Origin of the sequence: Micromonospora sp. NPDC049497, assembly GCF_044465805.1 — a bacterium.
GTDB lineage: Bacteria > Actinomycetota > Actinomycetes > Mycobacteriales > Micromonosporaceae > Micromonospora.
On record NZ_JBITMC010000019.1, the window covers coordinates 89,464 to 107,639 of the forward strand.

At 70.0% G+C, this 18,176-nt stretch carries 17 protein-coding genes and 1 pseudogene; 8 read left to right on the plus strand and 10 right to left on the minus strand.

Annotation, left to right across the window (positions count from 1 at the left end):
* Positions 1-56: 56 nt before the first annotated feature.
* Positions 57-521 (minus strand): hypothetical protein, encoded by a 465-nt coding sequence (locus ACIBR0_RS23390; RefSeq protein WP_396719005.1) that lies wholly within the window; start codon positions 519-521, stop codon positions 57-59.
* A gap of 210 nt (positions 522-731) precedes the next feature.
* Here ACIBR0_RS23390 and ACIBR0_RS23395 point away from each other — a divergent pair, with 210 nt between their 5' ends.
* From ACIBR0_RS23395 to ACIBR0_RS23405, 3 genes are all read left to right on the plus strand, one after another.
* Positions 732-1,244: an RNA polymerase sigma factor gene (locus tag ACIBR0_RS23395; RefSeq protein ID WP_396719007.1), complete on the plus strand. Its 513-nt coding sequence runs from the start codon at positions 732-734 to the stop codon at positions 1,242-1,244.
* Positions 1,241-1,993: an anti-sigma factor family protein gene (locus ACIBR0_RS23400; protein ID WP_396719009.1), complete on the plus strand. Its 753-nt coding sequence runs from the start codon at positions 1,241-1,243 to the stop codon at positions 1,991-1,993. The genes ACIBR0_RS23395 and ACIBR0_RS23400 overlap by 4 nt, the downstream gene beginning before the upstream one ends.
* Before the next feature lie 131 nt (positions 1,994-2,124).
* Complete coding sequence (locus ACIBR0_RS23405; protein ID WP_396719011.1) at positions 2,125-3,579, plus strand: glucose-6-phosphate dehydrogenase; 1,455 nt, start codon at positions 2,125-2,127, stop codon at positions 3,577-3,579.
* A 153-nt stretch (positions 3,580-3,732) separates the two neighbouring features.
* Here ACIBR0_RS23405 and ACIBR0_RS23410 read toward each other — a convergent pair.
* Positions 3,733-3,950 (minus strand): annotated as a pseudogene (locus tag ACIBR0_RS23410) (MerR family transcriptional regulator); the annotation flags it as partial.
* A gap of 45 nt (positions 3,951-3,995) precedes the next feature.
* The gene (locus tag ACIBR0_RS23415) at positions 3,996-4,583 is read right to left on the minus strand and encodes a DUF305 domain-containing protein (protein ID WP_396719013.1); all 588 of its coding nucleotides are present in this window, start codon (positions 4,581-4,583) and stop codon (positions 3,996-3,998) included.
* Between the two features lie 472 nt (positions 4,584-5,055).
* Between ACIBR0_RS23415 and ACIBR0_RS23420 the strand changes: the two genes are divergently transcribed.
* Positions 5,056-6,333 (plus strand): low temperature requirement protein A, encoded by a 1,278-nt coding sequence (locus tag ACIBR0_RS23420; RefSeq protein ID WP_396719015.1) that lies wholly within the window; start codon positions 5,056-5,058, stop codon positions 6,331-6,333.
* Positions 6,334-6,668: 335 nt separating this feature from the next.
* Positions 6,669-7,448, plus strand: coding sequence for a formate/nitrite transporter family protein (locus ACIBR0_RS23425; protein WP_396719017.1), 780 nt, complete (start codon positions 6,669-6,671; stop codon positions 7,446-7,448).
* A gap of 431 nt (positions 7,449-7,879) precedes the next feature.
* Here the strand turns inward: ACIBR0_RS23425 and ACIBR0_RS23430 are convergent, their stop codons facing one another.
* A complete protein-coding gene (locus ACIBR0_RS23430; RefSeq protein ID WP_396719019.1) occupies positions 7,880-8,599 on the minus strand; it encodes a GAF and ANTAR domain-containing protein in 720 nt (239 codons plus the stop codon).
* A gap of 318 nt (positions 8,600-8,917) precedes the next feature.
* On the opposite strand from ACIBR0_RS23430, the gene ACIBR0_RS23435 reads away from it, so the two are divergent.
* A complete protein-coding gene (locus ACIBR0_RS23435) occupies positions 8,918-9,364 on the plus strand; it encodes a hypothetical protein (RefSeq protein WP_357034591.1) in 447 nt (148 codons plus the stop codon).
* Positions 9,361-10,461, plus strand: coding sequence for an L-dopachrome tautomerase-related protein (locus ACIBR0_RS23440; protein ID WP_396719021.1), 1,101 nt, complete (start codon positions 9,361-9,363; stop codon positions 10,459-10,461). The genes ACIBR0_RS23435 and ACIBR0_RS23440 overlap by 4 nt, the downstream gene beginning before the upstream one ends.
* 313 nt (positions 10,462-10,774) lie before the next feature.
* On the opposite strand, the gene ACIBR0_RS23445 is transcribed toward ACIBR0_RS23440, so the two are convergent.
* The 6 genes from ACIBR0_RS23445 to ACIBR0_RS23470 form a co-directional block, all read right to left on the minus strand.
* Entirely contained in the window at positions 10,775-11,755 is a 981-nt protein-coding gene (locus ACIBR0_RS23445; RefSeq protein WP_396719023.1) for an AraC family transcriptional regulator, read from the minus strand.
* A 333-nt stretch (positions 11,756-12,088) separates the two neighbouring features.
* Complete coding sequence (locus ACIBR0_RS23450) at positions 12,089-12,487, minus strand: hypothetical protein (protein ID WP_396719025.1); 399 nt, start codon at positions 12,485-12,487, stop codon at positions 12,089-12,091.
* A 135-nt stretch (positions 12,488-12,622) separates the two neighbouring features.
* A complete protein-coding gene (locus ACIBR0_RS23455) occupies positions 12,623-12,979 on the minus strand; it encodes a cupin domain-containing protein (RefSeq protein WP_396719027.1) in 357 nt (118 codons plus the stop codon).
* Positions 12,976-14,112, minus strand: coding sequence for a peptidoglycan DD-metalloendopeptidase family protein (locus ACIBR0_RS23460; protein ID WP_396719029.1), 1,137 nt, complete (start codon positions 14,110-14,112; stop codon positions 12,976-12,978). The genes ACIBR0_RS23455 and ACIBR0_RS23460 overlap by 4 nt, the downstream gene beginning before the upstream one ends.
* A gap of 804 nt (positions 14,113-14,916) precedes the next feature.
* A complete protein-coding gene (locus ACIBR0_RS23465; RefSeq protein WP_396719031.1) occupies positions 14,917-15,357 on the minus strand; it encodes a VOC family protein in 441 nt (146 codons plus the stop codon).
* 594 nt (positions 15,358-15,951) lie between these two features.
* Positions 15,952-16,998, minus strand: coding sequence for an alpha/beta fold hydrolase (locus ACIBR0_RS23470; protein ID WP_396719033.1), 1,047 nt, complete (start codon positions 16,996-16,998; stop codon positions 15,952-15,954).
* Here ACIBR0_RS23470 and ACIBR0_RS23475 point away from each other — a divergent pair.
* Positions 16,972-17,901: a helix-turn-helix transcriptional regulator gene (locus ACIBR0_RS23475; protein WP_396719035.1), complete on the plus strand. Its 930-nt coding sequence runs from the start codon at positions 16,972-16,974 to the stop codon at positions 17,899-17,901. The genes ACIBR0_RS23470 and ACIBR0_RS23475 overlap by 27 nt on opposite strands.
* Positions 17,902-18,176: the final 275 nt, after the last annotated feature.

Below are 18,176 nucleotides of genomic sequence, written 5' to 3' on the forward strand. Positions count from 1 at the left end.
CAGCGGCCCAGGGGAGGTCGGCCGGTTCGCCTTCCTCGCCTGCGGTTTACCCCGCGCTAGTTGCGGGTCGGTGCCCGCCCGACGCGCGTTCCCGCCATGGCGTAGACCAGGCCGAGGATCAGGCCGAAGGCGAGGTGGCCGGCCAGGCTGCGCCAGGCGACGGTGTTCAGCTGGAAGATCATCTCGTTCATGCCCAGCCAGGCGGGCATGATCAGCAGCGCGCCGAGGACCCACCAGGCCAGCCCGTAGGCCAACCCGACCCCGAGGGCGGTGGGCAGGATGAGCGCCCACCGGCCGAGCAGCACGGCGAAGAGGGCGCCGAAGAGGGCGGAGTTGGCCAGGTGGACCAGCCACCCAACCGCGACGGACTCGCTGCCGACCAGCATCGCCACCATCGGCAGCATGCCCCACGCCTGCATCATGACGCCGAAGACGACGCCGCCGGCCAGACCACCGGCGACACCCGCGACCAGGCGGGCGGATAGTGCGACGGGACCTGCGGCGGTGTGAGTGGTTGCCATGGATGATCCTCCTCCTCGTGTCCGGCGTATCCACGCCGGTACGCCTGCGGCGTCGCGCCGACGACGGCGGACGCTCTCACCGGCACAGGACGCACGGATGCCGCGACTGATTGCACGGCCCGGATGTTCCGACCGGTTCTGAGGAACGGGGGACACTGGTGCAATCAGATGCGCCCGCGGCGAGTCCTACCCGGTCAGATGGGTGGGTGAATGAGCGACGACGAGTTCCTGCAGGCGATGCACGAGCACCTGGACCTGGTCTACAACCTGGCCCGACGCCTGGCGCGGTCCCGGCCGCAGGCCGAGGACCTGGTGCAGGAGACGTACCTGCGGGCTTTGCGGGGGTGGCGGCGACGGCCGCCGGACGACGTGCGGGCCTGGCTCGCGACGATCTGCCTGAACGCCGCGCGCGCCGGGTGGCGGTACGAGTCCGTCCGGCCGGTCGAGGTCCTGGACCCCGACGCCGGGACGACGTTGACGTCGGGCAGCGACACCGCGGGCGAGGCGATGAACGGGCTCGTCCGCGATCAGGTGCACCGCGCGTTGTGGCGACTGCCGGCCGCGCAACGGGAGGCGATCGCGCTGATGGACCTGTGCGGGTTCACCGCCGCCGAGGTCGCGGCGATGACGGACACGCCGCGCGGCACGATACTGGCCCGGGTGCACCGTGGGCACAAGAAGCTCGCCGAGCTGCTGCAACGACAGGGGGTGACGTCCGAGTGAGGCATGACGACGGCGCCACCGTCGGCGCGTACCTGGCCGGTGAACTGCCCGACGGGCCACGCGAGGCGTTCGAGACGCACCTGCTCACCTGCGACCGCTGCTGGAGCGAGGTCGACACCGGACGCCGCGGCCGGGCCTTGGCCCACCTGGCCCGGGAACCGGCCCCCCCGCACCTGGTCGCCCGACTCACCGGAGCCGTTGCCGCCGAACGGCAACCCGGCGATGACGCCGCGATCGACGGTCGGACGTCCTGGCTCGGCAGGCTCCGGCACGGGCGTGACCGGCGGTCGTGGGCGCTTGCCGCCGCCGCGCTGGTCCTGGTCGCGGTCCTCGGCGCGGCGGTCGTTGGCCGGAACACCGCAAGCACGCCGGCACCGCAGATCACCGTCGCCGTCGCCGGCTACCACGACGACCGCCTGCCGGGCACGAACATCCCCGCCCAACCTGGCCCGGACCTGTCCGCGCTGCGCCTGTCCGCAGCTGGCGCCAGCGCCGGCCACCTGGCCGGACAACCCGTCACCGGGTACGCCTACCGGGACGACACCGGGAGACGACTGATCATCTACGTCAGCGACGAACCGTTCCCCATGCCAGCACAGGTCGAGAACCCGATCGGAGGCGACGGCGCCGGGATGATGCACCTCGACGGCGTCGTCGTTCTCTGTTCCCGCCGCCCACACACCGCGCTCGTGCTCGGCGATGACGAGGACCTCGTGCGGCAGGCCGCCAGCACCCTCGACCTGACCTGAGCGCCCCTGGCGCCGGCGCCAGTCGGTCTCGAGTGCGGGATTGGCTCCGGGCCGCAGCGACGGGTGATGGGAGGGTGTGCCTCCGCGCAAGGGGCGGGTATCCACCCGAGCGGCAGGGCATGGTGGGGTGCATGGAGACATCGCCCCCGAGCGCCGCGGAATTCGCGGCCGACCGTCCCGCCCCCGGCGACCCCGTACCGCAGACGCTGTTGTTGCTCGGCGCCAGCGGTGACCTGGCCGCACGTCTGCTGCTGCCCGGACTGGGTCGGCTGGTGGCCAGCGGGGCACAGCCCGACCTGACGCTGATCGGCAGCGGAAGGGACGACTGGGACGACGAGCGGTGGCGCCGACGCGTGGCCGACTCCTTCGCCAAGGTGGGTGCGGATGGGCCGCGGGAAACCGAGGTGGTCCGTGCCGCCCGGTACGTGCCGGCCGACGTGACCCTGGAGGAGGACCTGCGGCGGCTGCTGGCGGCCTGTCACGGCCAAGTGGTGATCTTCTTCGCGCTGCCGCCGGCGATCACCGCGCGGGCCGCCGCCGCGCTGGCCCGCATCGGCCTGCCGCCCGGTAGCCGACTGATGCTGGAGAAGCCGTTCGGCACGGACGCGGTTTCGGCGCGGTCGCTCAACGACATCCTGGCCGGGCTCGTGCCCGAGGACCAGGTGCACCGCATCGACCACTTCCTCGGCAAGTCCACCGTGGTGAACATCCTCGGGCTGCGCTTCGCCAACCGGATCTTCGAACCGGTGCTCAACGCCGCGCACGTGGCCTGCGTGGACATCGTCTTCGACGAGACCCTGGGCCTGGAGGGCCGCGCCGGCTACTACGACGGCGCGGGTGCGCTGGTGGACATGGTGCAGAGCCACCTGCTGCAGGTCCTCGCGCTGATGGCGATGGACGCGCCGCCCACCCTCGACGCCCGGGACCTGCGTGGCCGCAAGGCGCAGGTGCTGCGGGCCACCCGCGTATGGGACGACGACCCGGTGCGGTGGAGCAGACGGGCCCGGTACACCACCGGGGAGGTGGACGGGCGGCGGCTGCCCGCGTACGCCGACGAGCCCGGCATCGATCCGGCCCGGGGGACCGAGACGCTCGCCGAGGTGGTGCTGGCCGTGGACACCTGGCGGTGGGCAGGCGTGCCGTTCCGGCTGCGCTCCGGCAAGGCCCTGGCGGGCACCCGCAAGGAAGCCATCGTCACCTTCAAGCAGCCGCCCCGGGTACCCACCGGCCTCACCGGGTACGAGCAGCCCGACCGGCTGCGGATCGGCTTCGGCCCGGACCGGCTGGGCCTCGACGTCAACGTCAACGGCCCAGGCAACCCGCTGGAACTCGATCAGGTGCACCTGATGGCCGACTTCGGCCCGGGCGAGCTGCCGCCGTACGGAGAGGTGCTCCGAGGCGCCTTCGAGGGCGACCCGACCCTGTCGGTGCGGGGCGACACCGCCGAGGACTGCTGGCGCATCGTGGAGCCGGTGCTGAAGGCCTGGCGGGCGGGGACGGTGCCCTTGCAGGAGTACCCGGCCGGCAGTCCAGGGCCGAACGACTCCCTCCTGACGCCCGCGCCCGGTGAGATGCGTCGTCCCTGACGACGGCCTCGACCGCCGAGGCTCTCCGACGCCCGGAAAGGCGACTCCCACGCCGCGCGGGGGTCGCCCTCCCCGGGGCCGGCGTTCCGGTCTGGCCGGCCCGCGCCGTGACTGCCTGCGGACTCCGGCCGTACCGTCGAGGGTGCCGACAGCTCAGCGGTGGGGCCCGTGCTGGTCGAGGCGGTGGCGCAGGGGGGTCGGCGAAGCCCGCGGCGATGGCCAGCTGCTCGCGCAGTGCGTTCACCCGGGCGGTCGTTCGCGACGGTGTGGAACATGCCGAGCCGGTCGAGCAGGGCCGGCCGGTCTTCCTCGACGGCGGTGGGCAGGGCGTCGAGGACACCGAGCGGCGAAACGTCGGCATCAAGCGGGAACACCGGCCAGGGCGCACAAGACTGGGACGACACGGATCGACGGTCTCAACCGGCGGGGCACTGGCGGCTGGCGGACTCGTCGTACTCGGGGACGGGTCGGGCCTGCGCCTCCTCGGGGGTCTCGGCCACGCCGTTGCGCCGGATGTCCTCGATGAGCCACTCCATCTCGGAGATCTCTCGCCGCTGCGCCTCGCTGATCTCCACGGCAAGCTGGCAGACCCGCACGTCGTCGAGGTTGGACCGCTCGGACCGGGTGATGGCCATCGAGTGGTGCGGGATCATGGAGTTCATCCAGCCGCTGTCGTCCACGGTGGCCTGGCTGCGGTCGAGGACCACACCCGTGCCGAGCAGAAGAACGCTCGCCGCGACGATGCCCAGGTTCGCCTTGGTGTTGCGGTACATGTTCCGCATCCAGCCGAGCATGACCATGCCCATCGTGCCGCCCATGGCGAACGCCATGAACATGCGGCTCTCGCTGAAGCGGATGTCGCTCCACCGCCAGGTACTCAGGTACATCACGCCGTACATGACGACCATGGCGGTCAGGATCATCGCCCCGAAACGCAGGTACATCTTCATCTCGTGCGACAGCCCCTTGCCGGGACCAGCCCCGTCCGAGTTCCGCTCGTCCATCACCCCTGAGCCTCCCTTCCTTGTCGTGACCTCTCCCCATATTCCGACCGAGGGTGCGGCCCGGGAACTCCCCGCAGTTCCGCCCCTACTCCGTCGCCCCTACCCACGGGCTGACCGGGCGAACCGATCATCCCGGCTCACCGGCGCACACTTCAGGGAATCTTCATACTCGCGGGCCGGCTGCTTGACCTCGTGCCTGCGAACCTCTTGGTGCGATCCCTGCCGACTCGCGCCACCTCACCGACGGCCGGGCGGACAGACCTCCCTGACGGCCCAGGCCGACGCCGTTGACACACTGCCGGGTTGGTCGACCGTCGGACCCGCGCCCGAGCTGGAGTCGAAATCCCGCCTGGTGTCCGAAGATGACCGTATCGCCGCCGCCCTGTGAGGCGACGGGCGACGGGCTGCCTGTCACCTGTGCGGCGTTTCAACTTTTCGCCTGCTGCGGCCTGCCAGCCTGAAGACTGAGTCGGTGACCGAGGGCGCAGCCGGTGGTCGGCGAAACCAGGAGCCGCCTGTCGAAGAGGCGGTGCGGGCGGGCAGCAGCGCGGGAGAGAAGCGCCGGGCTGACTTCGTCGAGTTGTTCTTCGATCTGGTGCTGGTCTTCGCCTTGTCGGTGGTCGTCTCGCGGGTCGTGCCGGACCTGACCTCCGACATGTTCACCCGGCGGTGGGCGGGGTTGCTGTACGGTCTGGTGCTGGTCCTACCGATCCTGTGGCTGTGGACGACCACCTCCCACATCACGAGCCGGTTCGATGCGCGGCGGCGACCGGTCCAGGCGATGGTGCTGCTCACCGCGTTCGGCGTGGTGTTCATGGCATCGTCGTTACCGTACGCGTTCCGGGAACGCGGATGGGCGTATGCCGTGCCGTACGTGGTCCTTCAGGTGGGTAGGCCGCTGGTCGTCATCCGGCTGCGGCGGGATCCTGCGCTACGGGCCCTCTATCTCCGGTCGGCGATCTGGTTCGGCGTGTCGGCGGTGCCGTGGCTGGGCGGCGCCCTGGTCGAGGATGCGGCCCGGGTGGGCCTGTGGTCGCTGGCCATCACGATCGACCTCGTGTCGGCCCGCTTCTCCTGGCCGGTACCCGGCATGAGCCGGGAACTGGACGACGCCTGGGACCCCTCCAACACCCATCATCTCGCCGACCGGTACGAGCAGCTGCTGCTGATCGCGCTCGGTGAGAGTGTGCTGGCGCTGGGATTCACCTACACCGACACGCCGTTGTCGCTGGCCACGACGCTGGCTCTCGTTATTGGCTTCGCCACCTCGGTCGTCCTGTGGAGGATCTACTACTACCGTGCGGGGCAGGTGCTCCCCGAAGCCATCGAGGCTGCGGGGGACCGGGTTCGAGAGGGGCGAATCGCCGGACGCGCCCACATGATCATGGTTCTGGGTATCGTGCTCGTGGCGATCGGGTACGAAATCGCCGTGACCCGCCCGGTCGACCATGTGCGACCAGCGTGGCTCGCCCCCATCCTCGGCGGGCCGATGGTCTATGTCGTCGGCCGCATCAGTTTGGAACGTGTGGTCTTCAATCGGCTCTCCCGGCGCCGGCTCATCGGGATCGCGGCCCTGGCCGCCGCGGCACTGCCACTGGCCTTCACCACACCGTTGATCGCCGCGAGCGGAGCCCTCGCCGTCCTTCTCGGCATGGCCCTGGCCGACGCCCGACACGCCCGCGGCCGACAGCCAGAACCCCCGTCGCCACCCCACGGCCGAACTGGATCCGACCCGGCGCAGGCGCAGTGACACCGGCCGACCCGGTGCTGCCCGCCGGCCGTACCCACCGGCACCAGCTTCTGATACCCATCCGTCACCCAGGTCCCGAACCGGGAAGTGGATCGCACCGGATCTTGTAGAGGCAGCACCGCCGGTTCAGCGGCGGATGCGTTCGGGGCGGCGGTGCCCGGTGGCACGGCGGCGTCGGGCACGAGGCCGAGTGCACCCTGAGCCGGCAGGTGGTGGCCCTGCTCGACGAGGCATCCCCGGACAGCACTCCGCTCCCGGCGTGGCGGACCGACCGGAGCACCGGGCGATGGTCAGGCGGCGCGGTTCGCTGCTCCTTGTCCGGGTATCCGGGGCGAATGGCAGGAGAGCCGCGTCCTGAGGACGTCTACGACCGTGCGCGGGGTGAGGGTGAGCGTCGCCTGTCGATGAGTGCGTTGGAACAGGCTTCCACCGGTTTCATCGCCGGGGTGACGATCGTGTTCGGAATCGTCGCTCTCGGTGTGGCACGTGAGCTGGTCGCGCCGGACTACGCCTCGGGGGTTGGTCAGCTGATCGGGGCGCTCGCGTTCGGTATCGGGCTGGTGTTCGTGGTGGTCGGGCGCACGGAGCTGTTCACCGAGAACTTCTTCGACCCGGTGGCGGCGGCGATCGCGCGCCGTCGCGCCTCGGCTGCCGGACAGTTGGCGCGGCTGTGGTTTCTGGTGCTGTTGCTCAACTTCGTCGGTGGAGCGGTGATGGCCGCGGTGTTCGCCGTGCGCGGGACCCTGCCCGGCCGCGCGCACGAGACGCTGGTCCTGGTCGCGGAGGAGATCGCCGCCAAGGAGGGCCTGGCCACCTTCACCCGGGGGATCGCCGCAGGCACGTTGCTCACGCTGCTGTCGTACCTGCTGCACGCGGTCGGGTCGGCGGGTAGCCGGATCGCACTGGCGTACGTGGTGGGGTTCTTCCTGGCCCTCGGCCCGTTCGATCACGTCGTGGTCTCCGGCCTGCACCTGTTGTTCGGTATCTGGCTGGGCGCCGACGTGAGCTACGCCGACCTGGGGCTGAACGTCGTGCTCGCTGGTGCCGGCAATCTGGTGGGTGGTCTGCTGCTCATGACGCTGACGCACGCGGTGCAGGCCCGGGGCGCCCGCTGAACGCTCACCGAATCTGCCGCATCCTGCGCCGCGACATGCGCCGCGAGCTGATCAGCGAGGACGAGTTGTACAGCCAGCTCCGCCAGCAGGGTGTCTACCTACCGTCGACTTCCTGCCCGGTCTGACATGTAGTACGCACGGCGGACCCGGCCGATCTGGCGTCAGCCGAGCGCGCGGAGGCGGTCGGCGAGGGTGTCGCGGTTGAAGTCGAGGAAGCCGTCGGGGTTGGATCCTGCGTTCTGCAGGACCAGGTGGTCGAAGCCCGCGTCGGTGTACCTGTGCGGCCCTGCACGTCGAGCCAGGGATGGAAGTGGTCGCTCATTTCGACGAAGTCGAAGCCGACCTGCTCGGCTCGGATCGCCTGCGATTGATTTCCTTCGGCCCGAACCCCTCGCTGGCCAGTAGGTAGGCCGGCGAAAGGTAGATGTGGGTCAGCGTTCGGGTGTCCCGGCTGCCCGGTCGACGAGGGCCTGGGCCACGTCGCGGACCTTGCGGTTGGAGTCCTGCGACACCCTCGCCAGGATGTTGAACGCCTCGGTGGGGGTGCAGCGGCGTTCGGCCATGATGATGCCCTTGGCCTGCTCGATGACCGCGCGGCTGGCCATCGCTTCCCGCATCTGCTGGGCCAGGGTGGCGGTGCTGTCGTAGAGCTGCGCGTTGGCCAGGGCGACCGCGGCGTACGCGGCGAAGGTCTCCAGGACGGCGACCGTGTCGTCGTCGAAGGCGTGCGGGGTGCGGGCGTAGACGTTGAGCGCGCCGACGACGGCGTCCTGGATGGGTAGGCCGATCGACAGCGAGCTTCCCACCCCTACCTTCACTCCACGATCGGCCCAGTCCGGCCAGCGGTCCTCGGCGGTGAGGTCGGGTACGGGCAGGACGTCGCCGCTGGCGGCGGCGTCCAGGCAGGGGCCGCGTCCCTGGGCGTACTGCCGCTCGTCCAGTTCCCGGGCCAGGTCGTCGGTGAACGCTGCGGTGTGCCCGGTGCCGTTGCGGACCAGGGTGACCGACACCTCCACCGGTGTGGTCAGGGCGCGTTTGGCCAGTTCGGCGACGCGTTGCAGGACGTCGTCGAGGCCGGTCTCGCCGAGCTTGATGCGGCCGAGTTCGGCGAAGGCGTCAGCGGGGTCCGTCGGCAGGGGGGGCCATGGCACCCAGTTCCTTAACAGGCGGCACGCCCGCAGAACCAGAAGGGGGTGGGCGCGCGGATGGCAGTCCGCGCGTCGCGGACCGCTGCACGGACCCACTGGGGCGGAGCCGGGACCAACGCCGGTGCTCGACGCCGATTCGTCACACCCGGTACGGCGGATGTGAACTACAGGGCAGCCACCATACCCCCGCTTCCGGCGAACGCCCCAGCAGCAGAGGGGTTGGGGCAGGCTTGCCACCGGGTGCCCGATTTCGACCGGGTTGCGCCGGAAGGTGCGCTCGGCCCGGGGTGTCATCGGCGGGCAACGGGGTAGCAGGCGAGGATGACGCCGACCAGCAGAGCACTCATCGCCGGCGCGGCCGGCGCGTCCGCCTTGAACGCCGTCACCTACCTGGACATGGCGGTGCGGGCCCGGCCGGCCAGCAGCGCCGGGGAGGACAGCGCCACCCGCCTCGCCGACCTGGCTCACGTCGACCTCGGTGACCAGCAGGCCGGTGAGAACCGGAAGTCCGGGCTCGGGCCGCTGCTCGGCTACGCCACCTCCGTGGCCGCCGCCGGCGTGTGGGCCGCGGCGGGTGGCCGGCGGCTGCCCACCGCCGTGTCGACGCTGGCGCTGACCGGCCTGGCGATGATCGCCTCCAACGCCCCGATGACCGCGCTGAAGGTCACCGACCCGCGCTCGTGGTCGGCGGCCGACTGGGTCACCGACCTCGTCCCGCACCTGGCCTACGGTGCGGTCACCGCCGTCGCCCTCAAGGCCCTGCGATGACCGGCCCGGTGGGTGACGAACCGGTCGGCGAGCTGGAGGTCGTACACACCTTCACCGGGCCGATGCCGACCGGCGTGAGCGTCTCGCACACCGGGCGGATCTTCGTCAACTTCCCGAAGTGGGGGGACCAGGTGCCGGCCACCGTCGTCGAGCTGGGCGACGGCGCCGAGGTCCCGTTTCCCGACCAGGCGTGGAACAGCCCGTCGGCCGACGACGACGCGCAGGCGTTCGTCTCGGTGCAGAGCATCGTGGTCGATCCGGCCGACCGGCTGTGGGTTCTCGACACCGGCAGCCCGATGTTCCAGCCGACCCGCCCCGGCGGGCCGAAGCTGGTCCGGGTGGACCTGAACACCGACAGCGTCGCCCAGGTGATCACCTTCCCGGCCGATGTGGCGCTGCCCAGCACCTACCTCAACGACGTGCGCTTCGACCTGCGCCGCGGCGAGGCCGGCGTCGCCTACATCACCGACTCCTCCGACTCCGGGCCGAACGGGATCATCGTGGTGGACCTGGCCACCGGCGAGTCCTGGCGGCGGCTGCACGAGCATCCGTCGACGAAGGCGGAACCGCTGGAGACGTTCCGGCCGGTGGTCGAAGGACGCCCGTTCCTGGAGCGCCCCGCCGACGGCGACCCGAAGCCGGTGAGCATGGGCTGCGACGGCATCGCCATCGCCGCCGACGGCGCCCGCCTCTACTACTGCCCGCTGGCATCGCGCCGCTGGTACAGCGTCGCCACCGACGCCCTGACCGACCGCGCGGTCGCCGATGCGGAGGTCGCCGCGACGGTACGCGACGAGGGCGACAAGGGTGGCGGCTCCGACGGTCTGGAGACCGACGACACCGGCCGCCTCTACCTCACCTCCTACGAACACGACGCGGTGCTGCGCCGCCGCGCCGACGGCGAGTACGAGACCGTGGTCCACGACCCCCGACTGCTCTGGCCGGACACCATGTCCGTGGCCGTCGACGGGTACCTGTACGTGACCGCCAACCAACTGCACCGCCAGCCGACGTACCAGCGCGGGCAGGACCTGCGCCGCAAGCCGTACGTCCTGTTCCGGACCCGCATCGACGCAGGCCCGGTCCTGCTGCGCTGAGCCGACGCTGCCCCGATTTTCGACCGGTCGGGGACAACGAGCGGGGTCACGGGGGCCGTCGAAGCCCTCGGTGGCCCGCTCCCGGCGCACGTTGCGCCAGCGCCCGCCTGCCCAGTTCGGAGTCTTCTGGACTCAACGCCTGCCACACGGTGGTGACCTTCTCGTACGGCTGCGCGGGCGGCAGCAGCGGAACTGCCGGATCCGCCCTGCTGCGAACGCAGCACGCCGCGACCTGTGCCGGCGTCACGCTCGTTGCGAGCCGGTGATCCGGCGCACGCCTTTGGTCCGCACTCCCCTCACGGTGAGGCGGGCGTCAGGTGCGCAGAGTGTGGCTGGGGCTGCTGCCGTAGGCGGCGCGGTAGTCGGTGCTGAAGCGTCCGAGGTGGGTGAAGCCCCAACGCATGGCGATCATGGTGATGGTGATGCCGGTGGTCGGGTCGGCGGCCTGCAGGTCGCGGTGCGCGCGTTCGAGGCGGACCTGGCGGGCGTACCGCATCGGGGTGGTGTCGTGGTGGCGGCGGAACGCGAGTTGCAGAGCGCGCGGGCGCACGCCGGCCGCGGCGGCGACCTGTTCGACCGTGATCGGTTGGTCGGCGTGGTCGTCGATGTAGGCCACGGCGCGGCGTAACGCCCGGGGAGTGACCTCGCCGGCGGCCCGCAGGGCCCGGTCGTGGGCGGTGTTGGGGAACACGGCCAGGGCCGTCGCCGCGAGCAGGTGGCGGGCGTTCCCGGCGATCAGCGGGTTGGCCATGAGGGCAGGGTCGGACAGCACGCTGCGGGTCAGGTGGGAGACGGTCCGGGTCCAGTGGCGACCGAGCGCCACCGAGATCGGCCGGGAGCTGTCGAAGCGCAGGTCCGCGCCGCTGATTCCGGTCTGCGCGTGGGCGACCTCTTCGAGCAGGGCGCGGGGAAGGCGGGTGGTGAACGAGTCGATGTCGTCGAAGTCGGCGTCCTCGGGCTGATCCGGCAGCATCAGCGCCACATCGCCGGGCCGGAGCCGGTACTCGTCCTTGTCCCTGGCGATGGTGAAGCGGCCGGTCATCATGTGGGTGATGTTGAGGTCCCCGTCCGGGGCGGTCTGGAGTTGGGTGCGCGCTGAATAGTGCAGGCGGGTCACGCCGACGTCGGCGAGGCCGGTCGTGATGGTACGGAGGCCGGCTCCGTCGCGGCCTTCCCCCGAGAACCGCACTTTGACGTCGAAGAAGGCTCGCCGGATGTAGGCGTGCGCCTCATCGGTGTCACCGGTGGCGTAGCGCTGCCAGTGCGAGCCGGAGTAGACAGTTCCAGCTGTCATGCCTCCGCCTCTCCTGCCAAAACCCCCGGCGACCCGTTCTATCCACGATACGCATCACCTTCGCGACAGGCGCAGCGCGCTTCCCGTCCCCGTGGCGGTAGGGCCCCGGCTGCGGATACGCAGCAGGTAGATCGCCGCTCCGGAGTTTCCAGGGCGATCCGGCGGGGGCCCTTGGTCAAGCAGTCGGGCAGGGGCACCCGCGTCCAACCGTTCGCGTCCGCGTCAGTCGCAGGGACGAGTCGGGTACGTCGACAAGCACATCCGGTCATCGTCTCCGCGGCCACGGCTCGTGCTCCTGCCGGCGGGAACCGCCCGGGTGACCGGGCCGGCGCCTCAGGGGGTATTGGCGTCGCCGTGGCGCAGGACGGCGCCGATGCCGTGTCTCAACGGTGCGTCGTCGGGCCCGACGAGGACGAGGTCGGCGTCGGTGGCGGCGATGGCGCGCAGCAGAGCGCCGTCGGCGCGTACCCGTTGGGGGTCGCGCACGCCGAGGGCGCGCAGGGTCTGTTCATCGGCCGCGACGAGGGTGGGGTCGTCGGGGCTGATCCAGAGGGTGTCGGTGGACGAGGCGCCGTCGACCAGCAGCACGGTGTCGACCTGCCCGCGCCGGAGTGCGGCCACCACCTCGGCCAGCCCGGTCGGCGCGGTGCCGTCCCCGGCCCGGGCCTGGTAGCGGTCGATGATGTCGCGGGTGTGCCGGTCGGCCACCTCGGCGATGGCCTGCACGGTCACGTCATCCAGGCACGGTTTCGATCTGCGAGGCAAGCGGCTCTCGATTTGCGGAGCAATTCGTGTTCAGTATGCGGGTTTCCGGTGTTCGACTTGCGGCCGTCGACCGTGGCGATGCCGCGCTTGCCGCGGCGGGGCTCAGAGGGCGTTGTATTCGACGACCTCTCCGTCGCGGATGCCGGTGAGGGCGAGGTGGGTCATCGGGCCGTCCGGTCCGGCCTCGTGCCAGTGCTTGACACCTGGTGGGCACCAGACCACGTCGCCGGCACGGAACTCCTCGACCGGTCCGCCCCATTGCTGGGTCCGGCCGACGCCGTCGGTGACGACGAGCCGTTGCCCGCCCGGGTGGGTGTGCCAGGCGGTGCGTGCGCCAGCGTGGCCGGTCCCGTCCACCTCGCCCGCCGGCTGTCTCCGCACATCCGTGCGCCACCAGCCCCACCGGCACCGGGACGGTGCGGGCGGCGACGTCGCCGCCCGCACCGTCCGGGCACTCACATCACGAACGGGAACGTGCCCCAGTTGTGACCGAGCTTGACCGGGGTGCCGAGGCCGGTGCCCCAGTGCGGGTAGTACCAGAGGTCGCCGGCCGAATCGACGCCGAGCACGTCCGCCTGACCGTCCCCGGAGAAGTCGGAGGCGAAGACGTGCTTGAAGGTGCTCCAGCCGTGACCGATCTTGACCGGAGTGCTGAGCCCCGCGCCGTTGTGCGCGTAGTACCACAGGTAGCCCGCCGAGTCGACGGCGAGCACGTCCGCCTGGTCGTCACCGCTCCAGTCGGCGGCCATGACCTGTTTGAACGTGCTCCAGCCGTGGCCGATCTTGACGGGCGCGCTGAGCCCGGTGCCGTTGTGCGGGTAGTACCAGAGGTAGCCCGCCGAGTCGACGCCCAGCACGTCCGCCTGACCGTCACCGCTCCAGTCGGCGGCCATCACGTGCTTGAACGTCCCCCAGCCGTGGCCGATCTTGACCGGCGCGCTGAGCCCGGTGCCGTTGTGCGCGTAGTACCGCAGATCGCCCACGCCGTCGACACCCAGCACGTCGGCCTTGCCGTCACCGCTCCAGTCGTCGGCCATGACGTGCTTGAAGGAGCCCCAGCCGTTACCGATCTTCGTCCGGGCCGAGAGGGCGAGACCGTTGTTCGGGTAGTACCACAGGTCGCCCGCCGAGTCGACGCCCAGCACGTCCGCGTGCCCGTCACCGCTCCAGTCGGAGATCGTCTCGGTGGGGCGCGTCGAGCCGCAGTTGGCGCTGGTGATCCAACGATCCGGACCGTAGCCGCTGGTCATCCCCGAGGGAACCCCGTTGAAGTAGGACTCGGTGAGGCCCCCGTCGGCGTACTGGACGTAGTGCAGGTGCGGGCCGGTCGAGTTGCCGGTGTTGCCGACGTACCCGATCAATTGCCCGATGCCGACCTGCTGCCCCTGGCGGACCACCGGGCCCGGATCGTCCATGTGCAGGTACTGGGTCTGCCAACCGTTGCCGTGGTCGATCATGACCCACCAGCCGCCGCTGGATCCCCAGCCGGCGAAACTCACCGTACCGCTGGCCGAGGCGATGATGGGCCGGCCCAGGCTGCCGCTGGGATGGGTCATGTCGATCTTGTAATCGTGCCCCGGGTAGGTGGTCATCAGCCAGGTTTCGCCGCACGGGAACGGCACCTGGAAGAGCGGTCGCGGTCCGGCCCGCGGAGGCGGGCGTGGCGAGACCGACGGCAGCCAGGACGACGAGGGCGAACAACGCCCCCAGGAATTGGCGGATCGAGCGTGTCGACAAGGACGGCACCCTTTCTGTGGATGGTGCAGCACGTGGTGGGCATCAGGAGGCACGCCTCGACACCGGCCGTCGACACGGTGCCGGATCCGGTGAGTGCGGGGAGTCAGATGATGCCCACTGGTGAACTTCGGACCTTATCGATCACACCTCATCGATGGCTGGCCGACAACCCAACGAACCCGCGGAAACCCGCGACAGCGGGCACCGGCGGTCGCTTCACCCGGCCTGCGGTTTCGCGGCCGGACGGTGCCGCCGGAGGACGTCCACGTCCTGATACCGCTCGTCCAGCTTCCGCGGATCTGGCCCGCTCCTCGGCGAGCGGGCCACCGTCAGTTCGCTTTGTCTGGGTGGCGGTGTTGGTTGGCGTCAGGGCTGCCGTCGAGCGGTGGTACGTCGGTGAGGGCGATGCAGAGGCGTGGACCTGGTAGCGCCAGCAAGCCACCAGCACCGGCACCACACCCAGCCCGGTGCCCAACGGTTCCGGCGGCTACGACATGGGCGCCCGCCGCTACGGCCCGGACACCGCGAGCATGAGCGGACGATCGCGGACCGGGACACCGTGTCGGGCACGAGGACCAAGCGGTGGACCAGCGCCCGGCCGCCGACTCGTAATGCGCAGGTCAGACCGCCCGGCAGGGCGACCTTAGAGCTTTCGTCGCTCAGCCGAAGGAGACGAGTGCCCCGCGCTCGTCGAAGACCGCCGTGCGCGCCCAAGCGATCTCCCAGCGGTTGCCCTCGGGATCGGCTATATATGCGGAGCGGCCACCCCAGGACCGGTCGATCGGCTCGGCCACTACCGTTGCGCCCGCGGCGACGGCCGCAGCGAAGGCCTTATCCACCTCGTCTCGGCTGTCGACGTTGCAGGCCAGAGTGACGCCGGACCAGCCGCCGGCCGGGTCGGGCATGTTCGGTGCGGCCTCGGCGGCCAGGTCGTGCAGTGGATAGAGCGCGAGCAGAACCCCGCCAAGTTGGAAGGCGGCCCATCCGTCATCGCTGGTTGGTAGTTCGGGCCAGCCCAGTGCGCGGTAGAACGAGCGCAGGGCGCTGATGTCGCCCGCGCCGAGGGTGACGACGGACAGCCGGGAGGGGACGCTGCTCATGCTGCCGATCATGCCTTCTCGCTGCCGCCACGTGGCCGTTGACATCAACGGCTGACGTCAACCGATAGCGATTCCTCATCGCGACATCCCGAGCCTATCCCGATCGGACAGCGGCAGATCCGTGCACGTGATCTTCGTGCGCATGTCAGTGTGACGGCTGCATCCCAGGCCCGAGGCGTAGCATGCGGCGGCTGTGTACGTCCGCCCGAGACGCTTACCGTGGGCCGGCCGGTAGGTTGTTTCGGGGAGAAACCCGATGTCGCCGAGATGTGGCAGGCCCATTGTGACCGCTGGTTTCCACCGCTGCTGCGCGAGCCGAGGTCGGCGACATCGATGCAGCCCTTCTTGATGCGTGGACCGCAGGCTGCGTTAGCGCCTACTCCTGGGTCCTTGAGAGCACGGCGGCGGCCGTGATGCGCAACTGGAAACCGGCAGCCATCAATCGGATGGTCCATCGTGACGCGAGACGGACCGCCCAGACAAATGGACGGCGCATCCTGCGGGTTGGTGGCTGACGCCACCAACCCGCAGATGGCCAGCGACTACAATCCGCAAACCCTCAGCGGACAGTGAAGCGGATCTCCTGCTGCAGTGCTAGGCGGCATCCCGCTGGTCCAGCCACTTGAGAATCGCCTGGTTTGTTTCGTCCGGCTTTTCCTGCTGGATCCAATGACCGCAATCCAAACTGACCACTTCCACATTCGGCACGAAGTCTGTCAGTCTTTCGGACCTCGCGACCGTATCGCGGTCGCCGTAGATCATGAGGGTGGGTTGTCGGATGATTGGGTTCACCTCCGCCAGCAGACGCCAATTGCGGTCCAGGTTTCTGTACCAATTCAAACCGCCCGTGAAACCTGTTGATTCGAAGGCGGAGACGAAGACGGCCAGTTCGCTGTCGCTCATGATGGGCTCACCGAGTGGGGTTTCCATTCTGGCGAGGTTGATCAACGCATTGCCCGGCTGCGGCTGCGCGAGGGGCACGTCCTTCCGGTACATGTTCCGGAGGAACTGGGACGTGTTCTCCTCGAACACGGCGTCCGCGACGCCCGGCTGCCGGTTGAAGTGGACGAAATAGAAGTCGCTACCGAGCACATCCTCCATGAACTCGATCCAGGGCTTATCCCCGCGATCGAGGTACGGCAGGCTCAGGTTGATCACCTTGCTGACACGGTTCGGGTGCAACAGGGTCAGGCCCCAGACGACGGCTGCGCCCCAGTCATGACCAACGAAGGTGGCATCGTCGTATCCGTAGTGATCGAGCAGTGCGACGAGGTCACCCGACAGGTGTGCGATGTCGTAGTCGGTGACTTCGGTCGGGCGGGATGAGTTGCCGTAACCCCGCTGGTTCGGGACGATTACGTGGTAGCCCGCTGCCGCGAGGGCGGGCATCTGATGGCGCCAGGAGAAGGCGTGCTCCGGCCAGCCGTGACAGAGCACGATGGGGTTCCCCGCGTTCTGCCGGCCGGCTTCGAAGACTTCGAGTTCCACACCATTGACCGAAATGCGGGTGGGCTCGGGAAAATCGGTTGTCATGCCGGCATCTTGCCGACCGATACCGGTCACCTCCTGACCGGTTTTTGTGGAAGTGTTGTCGGAGTGCGAGCCGACCGGTTGATGGCCATCCTCCTTCTGCTGCAACATCGCGAGCAGGTGACAGCAGCGGAGGTCGCCCGGGAGTTGGAGGTCTCCGAGCGCACCGCCCGCCGTGACCTCGACGCCCTGGGTATGGCCGGGGTCCCGGTGTACTCCATGCAGGGCCGAGGCGGCGGCTGGCGCCTCGTGGGCGGTGCCCGCACCGACCTGTCCGGGTTGACCGCGGGTGAGGCCCGCGCCCTTTTCCTGGTCGCCGGCCCGGTCTCGGCTGCGACGCCGGCCGTGAAAGCGGCGCTGCGCAAGCTCGTCCAAGCCCTGCCGGAACCCTTCCGGGTGCAGGCCGAGGCGGCAGCGTCGTCGCTCGTCATGGACCCGCAGCGATGGGGGGCGAGCCGGGACGAGCCCCGACCGCCTCGCTTCCTCGACGCGCTCCAGGACGCGGTGATCCGCGGTGTCCAGGTCCGGCTCGGCTACGTCGACCGCGAGGGCACCGAAACCGAGCGAACCGTCCACCCGCTGGGCATCGTCGCCAAAGGCCCATCGTGGTACCTCGTCGCCAACACCGAGGCAGGTCGGCGGACCTTCCGGATCGACCGCGTTTCGTCCGCCGACCCGACCTGCGACCCCGCGCACCGGCCCGAGGACTTCGACCTTGCCGAGGGCTGGCGCGCGATCGCCGACGAGGTCGAGCGCAAACGAATGCCCCTCGAAGTCCGGGCGGTGTGCGCGCCCCAGGGGATAGGCGTGCTCCGGATGGGGTTCGGCGGTCGGCTCGAAGTGGGAGGTTCAAGGACCGACGGTCGCATCGAGGTCGTGATCCGCGGCAACGACGAATACATACTCGCTGGCGAGCTTGCCGGGCTGGTCGAATGGATCGAGGTCACCGGCCCTCCGGGTGTGCGAGACCACCTAGCCTCGATCGGCAACACGCTCGTCGAGCGATACGGCTGAGACCGGCAGGACGTCGTACGGCAGGACGACAACCGAGGTCATCGGGCTCTACAGCACCGACGAACTCCGACTGATCACACGCCACTACGACGAGACGAGCCCCATCTACGCGGCCCAGCTCCCCGTCTCCGTAACGACGAGCTGTGAGCGAGGATGCCGCTCGTCATTGACGCGGTAAGGAGCAGCAGCCGTGGCAGCACCCCCAGCATGGGGCGACGTCGACGCACGCTCATCGGCAGGACCGCGCGTCGAGCATCGCCGCGCCCTCTGTGACG

Bases quoted from the DNA above. Each gene is read 5' to 3' on its own strand.
- ACIBR0_RS23390 (WP_396719005.1), bottom strand. From the start codon at position 521: ATGGCAACCACTCACACCGCCGCAGGTCCCGTCGCACTATCCGCCCGC.
- ACIBR0_RS23395 (WP_396719007.1), top strand. From the start codon at position 732: ATGAGCGACGACGAGTTCCTGCAGGCGATGCACGAGCACCTGGACCTG.
- ACIBR0_RS23405 (WP_396719011.1), top strand. From the start codon at position 2,125: ATGGAGACATCGCCCCCGAGCGCCGCGGAATTCGCGGCCGACCGTCCC.
- ACIBR0_RS23415 (WP_396719013.1), bottom strand. From the start codon at position 4,583: ATGGACGAGCGGAACTCGGACGGGGCTGGTCCCGGCAAGGGGCTGTCG.
- ACIBR0_RS23425 (WP_396719017.1), top strand. From the start codon at position 6,669: ATGGCAGGAGAGCCGCGTCCTGAGGACGTCTACGACCGTGCGCGGGGT.
- ACIBR0_RS23435 (WP_357034591.1), top strand. From the start codon at position 8,918: ATGACGCCGACCAGCAGAGCACTCATCGCCGGCGCGGCCGGCGCGTCC.
- ACIBR0_RS23440 (WP_396719021.1), top strand. From the start codon at position 9,361: ATGACCGGCCCGGTGGGTGACGAACCGGTCGGCGAGCTGGAGGTCGTA.
- ACIBR0_RS23445 (WP_396719023.1), bottom strand. From the start codon at position 11,755: ATGACAGCTGGAACTGTCTACTCCGGCTCGCACTGGCAGCGCTACGCC.
- ACIBR0_RS23460 (WP_396719029.1), bottom strand. From the start codon at position 14,112: ATGACCACCTACCCGGGGCACGATTACAAGATCGACATGACCCATCCC.
- ACIBR0_RS23465 (WP_396719031.1), bottom strand. From the start codon at position 15,357: ATGAGCAGCGTCCCCTCCCGGCTGTCCGTCGTCACCCTCGGCGCGGGC.
- ACIBR0_RS23475 (WP_396719035.1), top strand. From the start codon at position 16,972: ATGGCCATCCTCCTTCTGCTGCAACATCGCGAGCAGGTGACAGCAGCG.
- ACIBR0_RS23470 (WP_396719033.1), bottom strand. From the start codon at position 16,998: ATGTTGCAGCAGAAGGAGGATGGCCATCAACCGGTCGGCTCGCACTCC.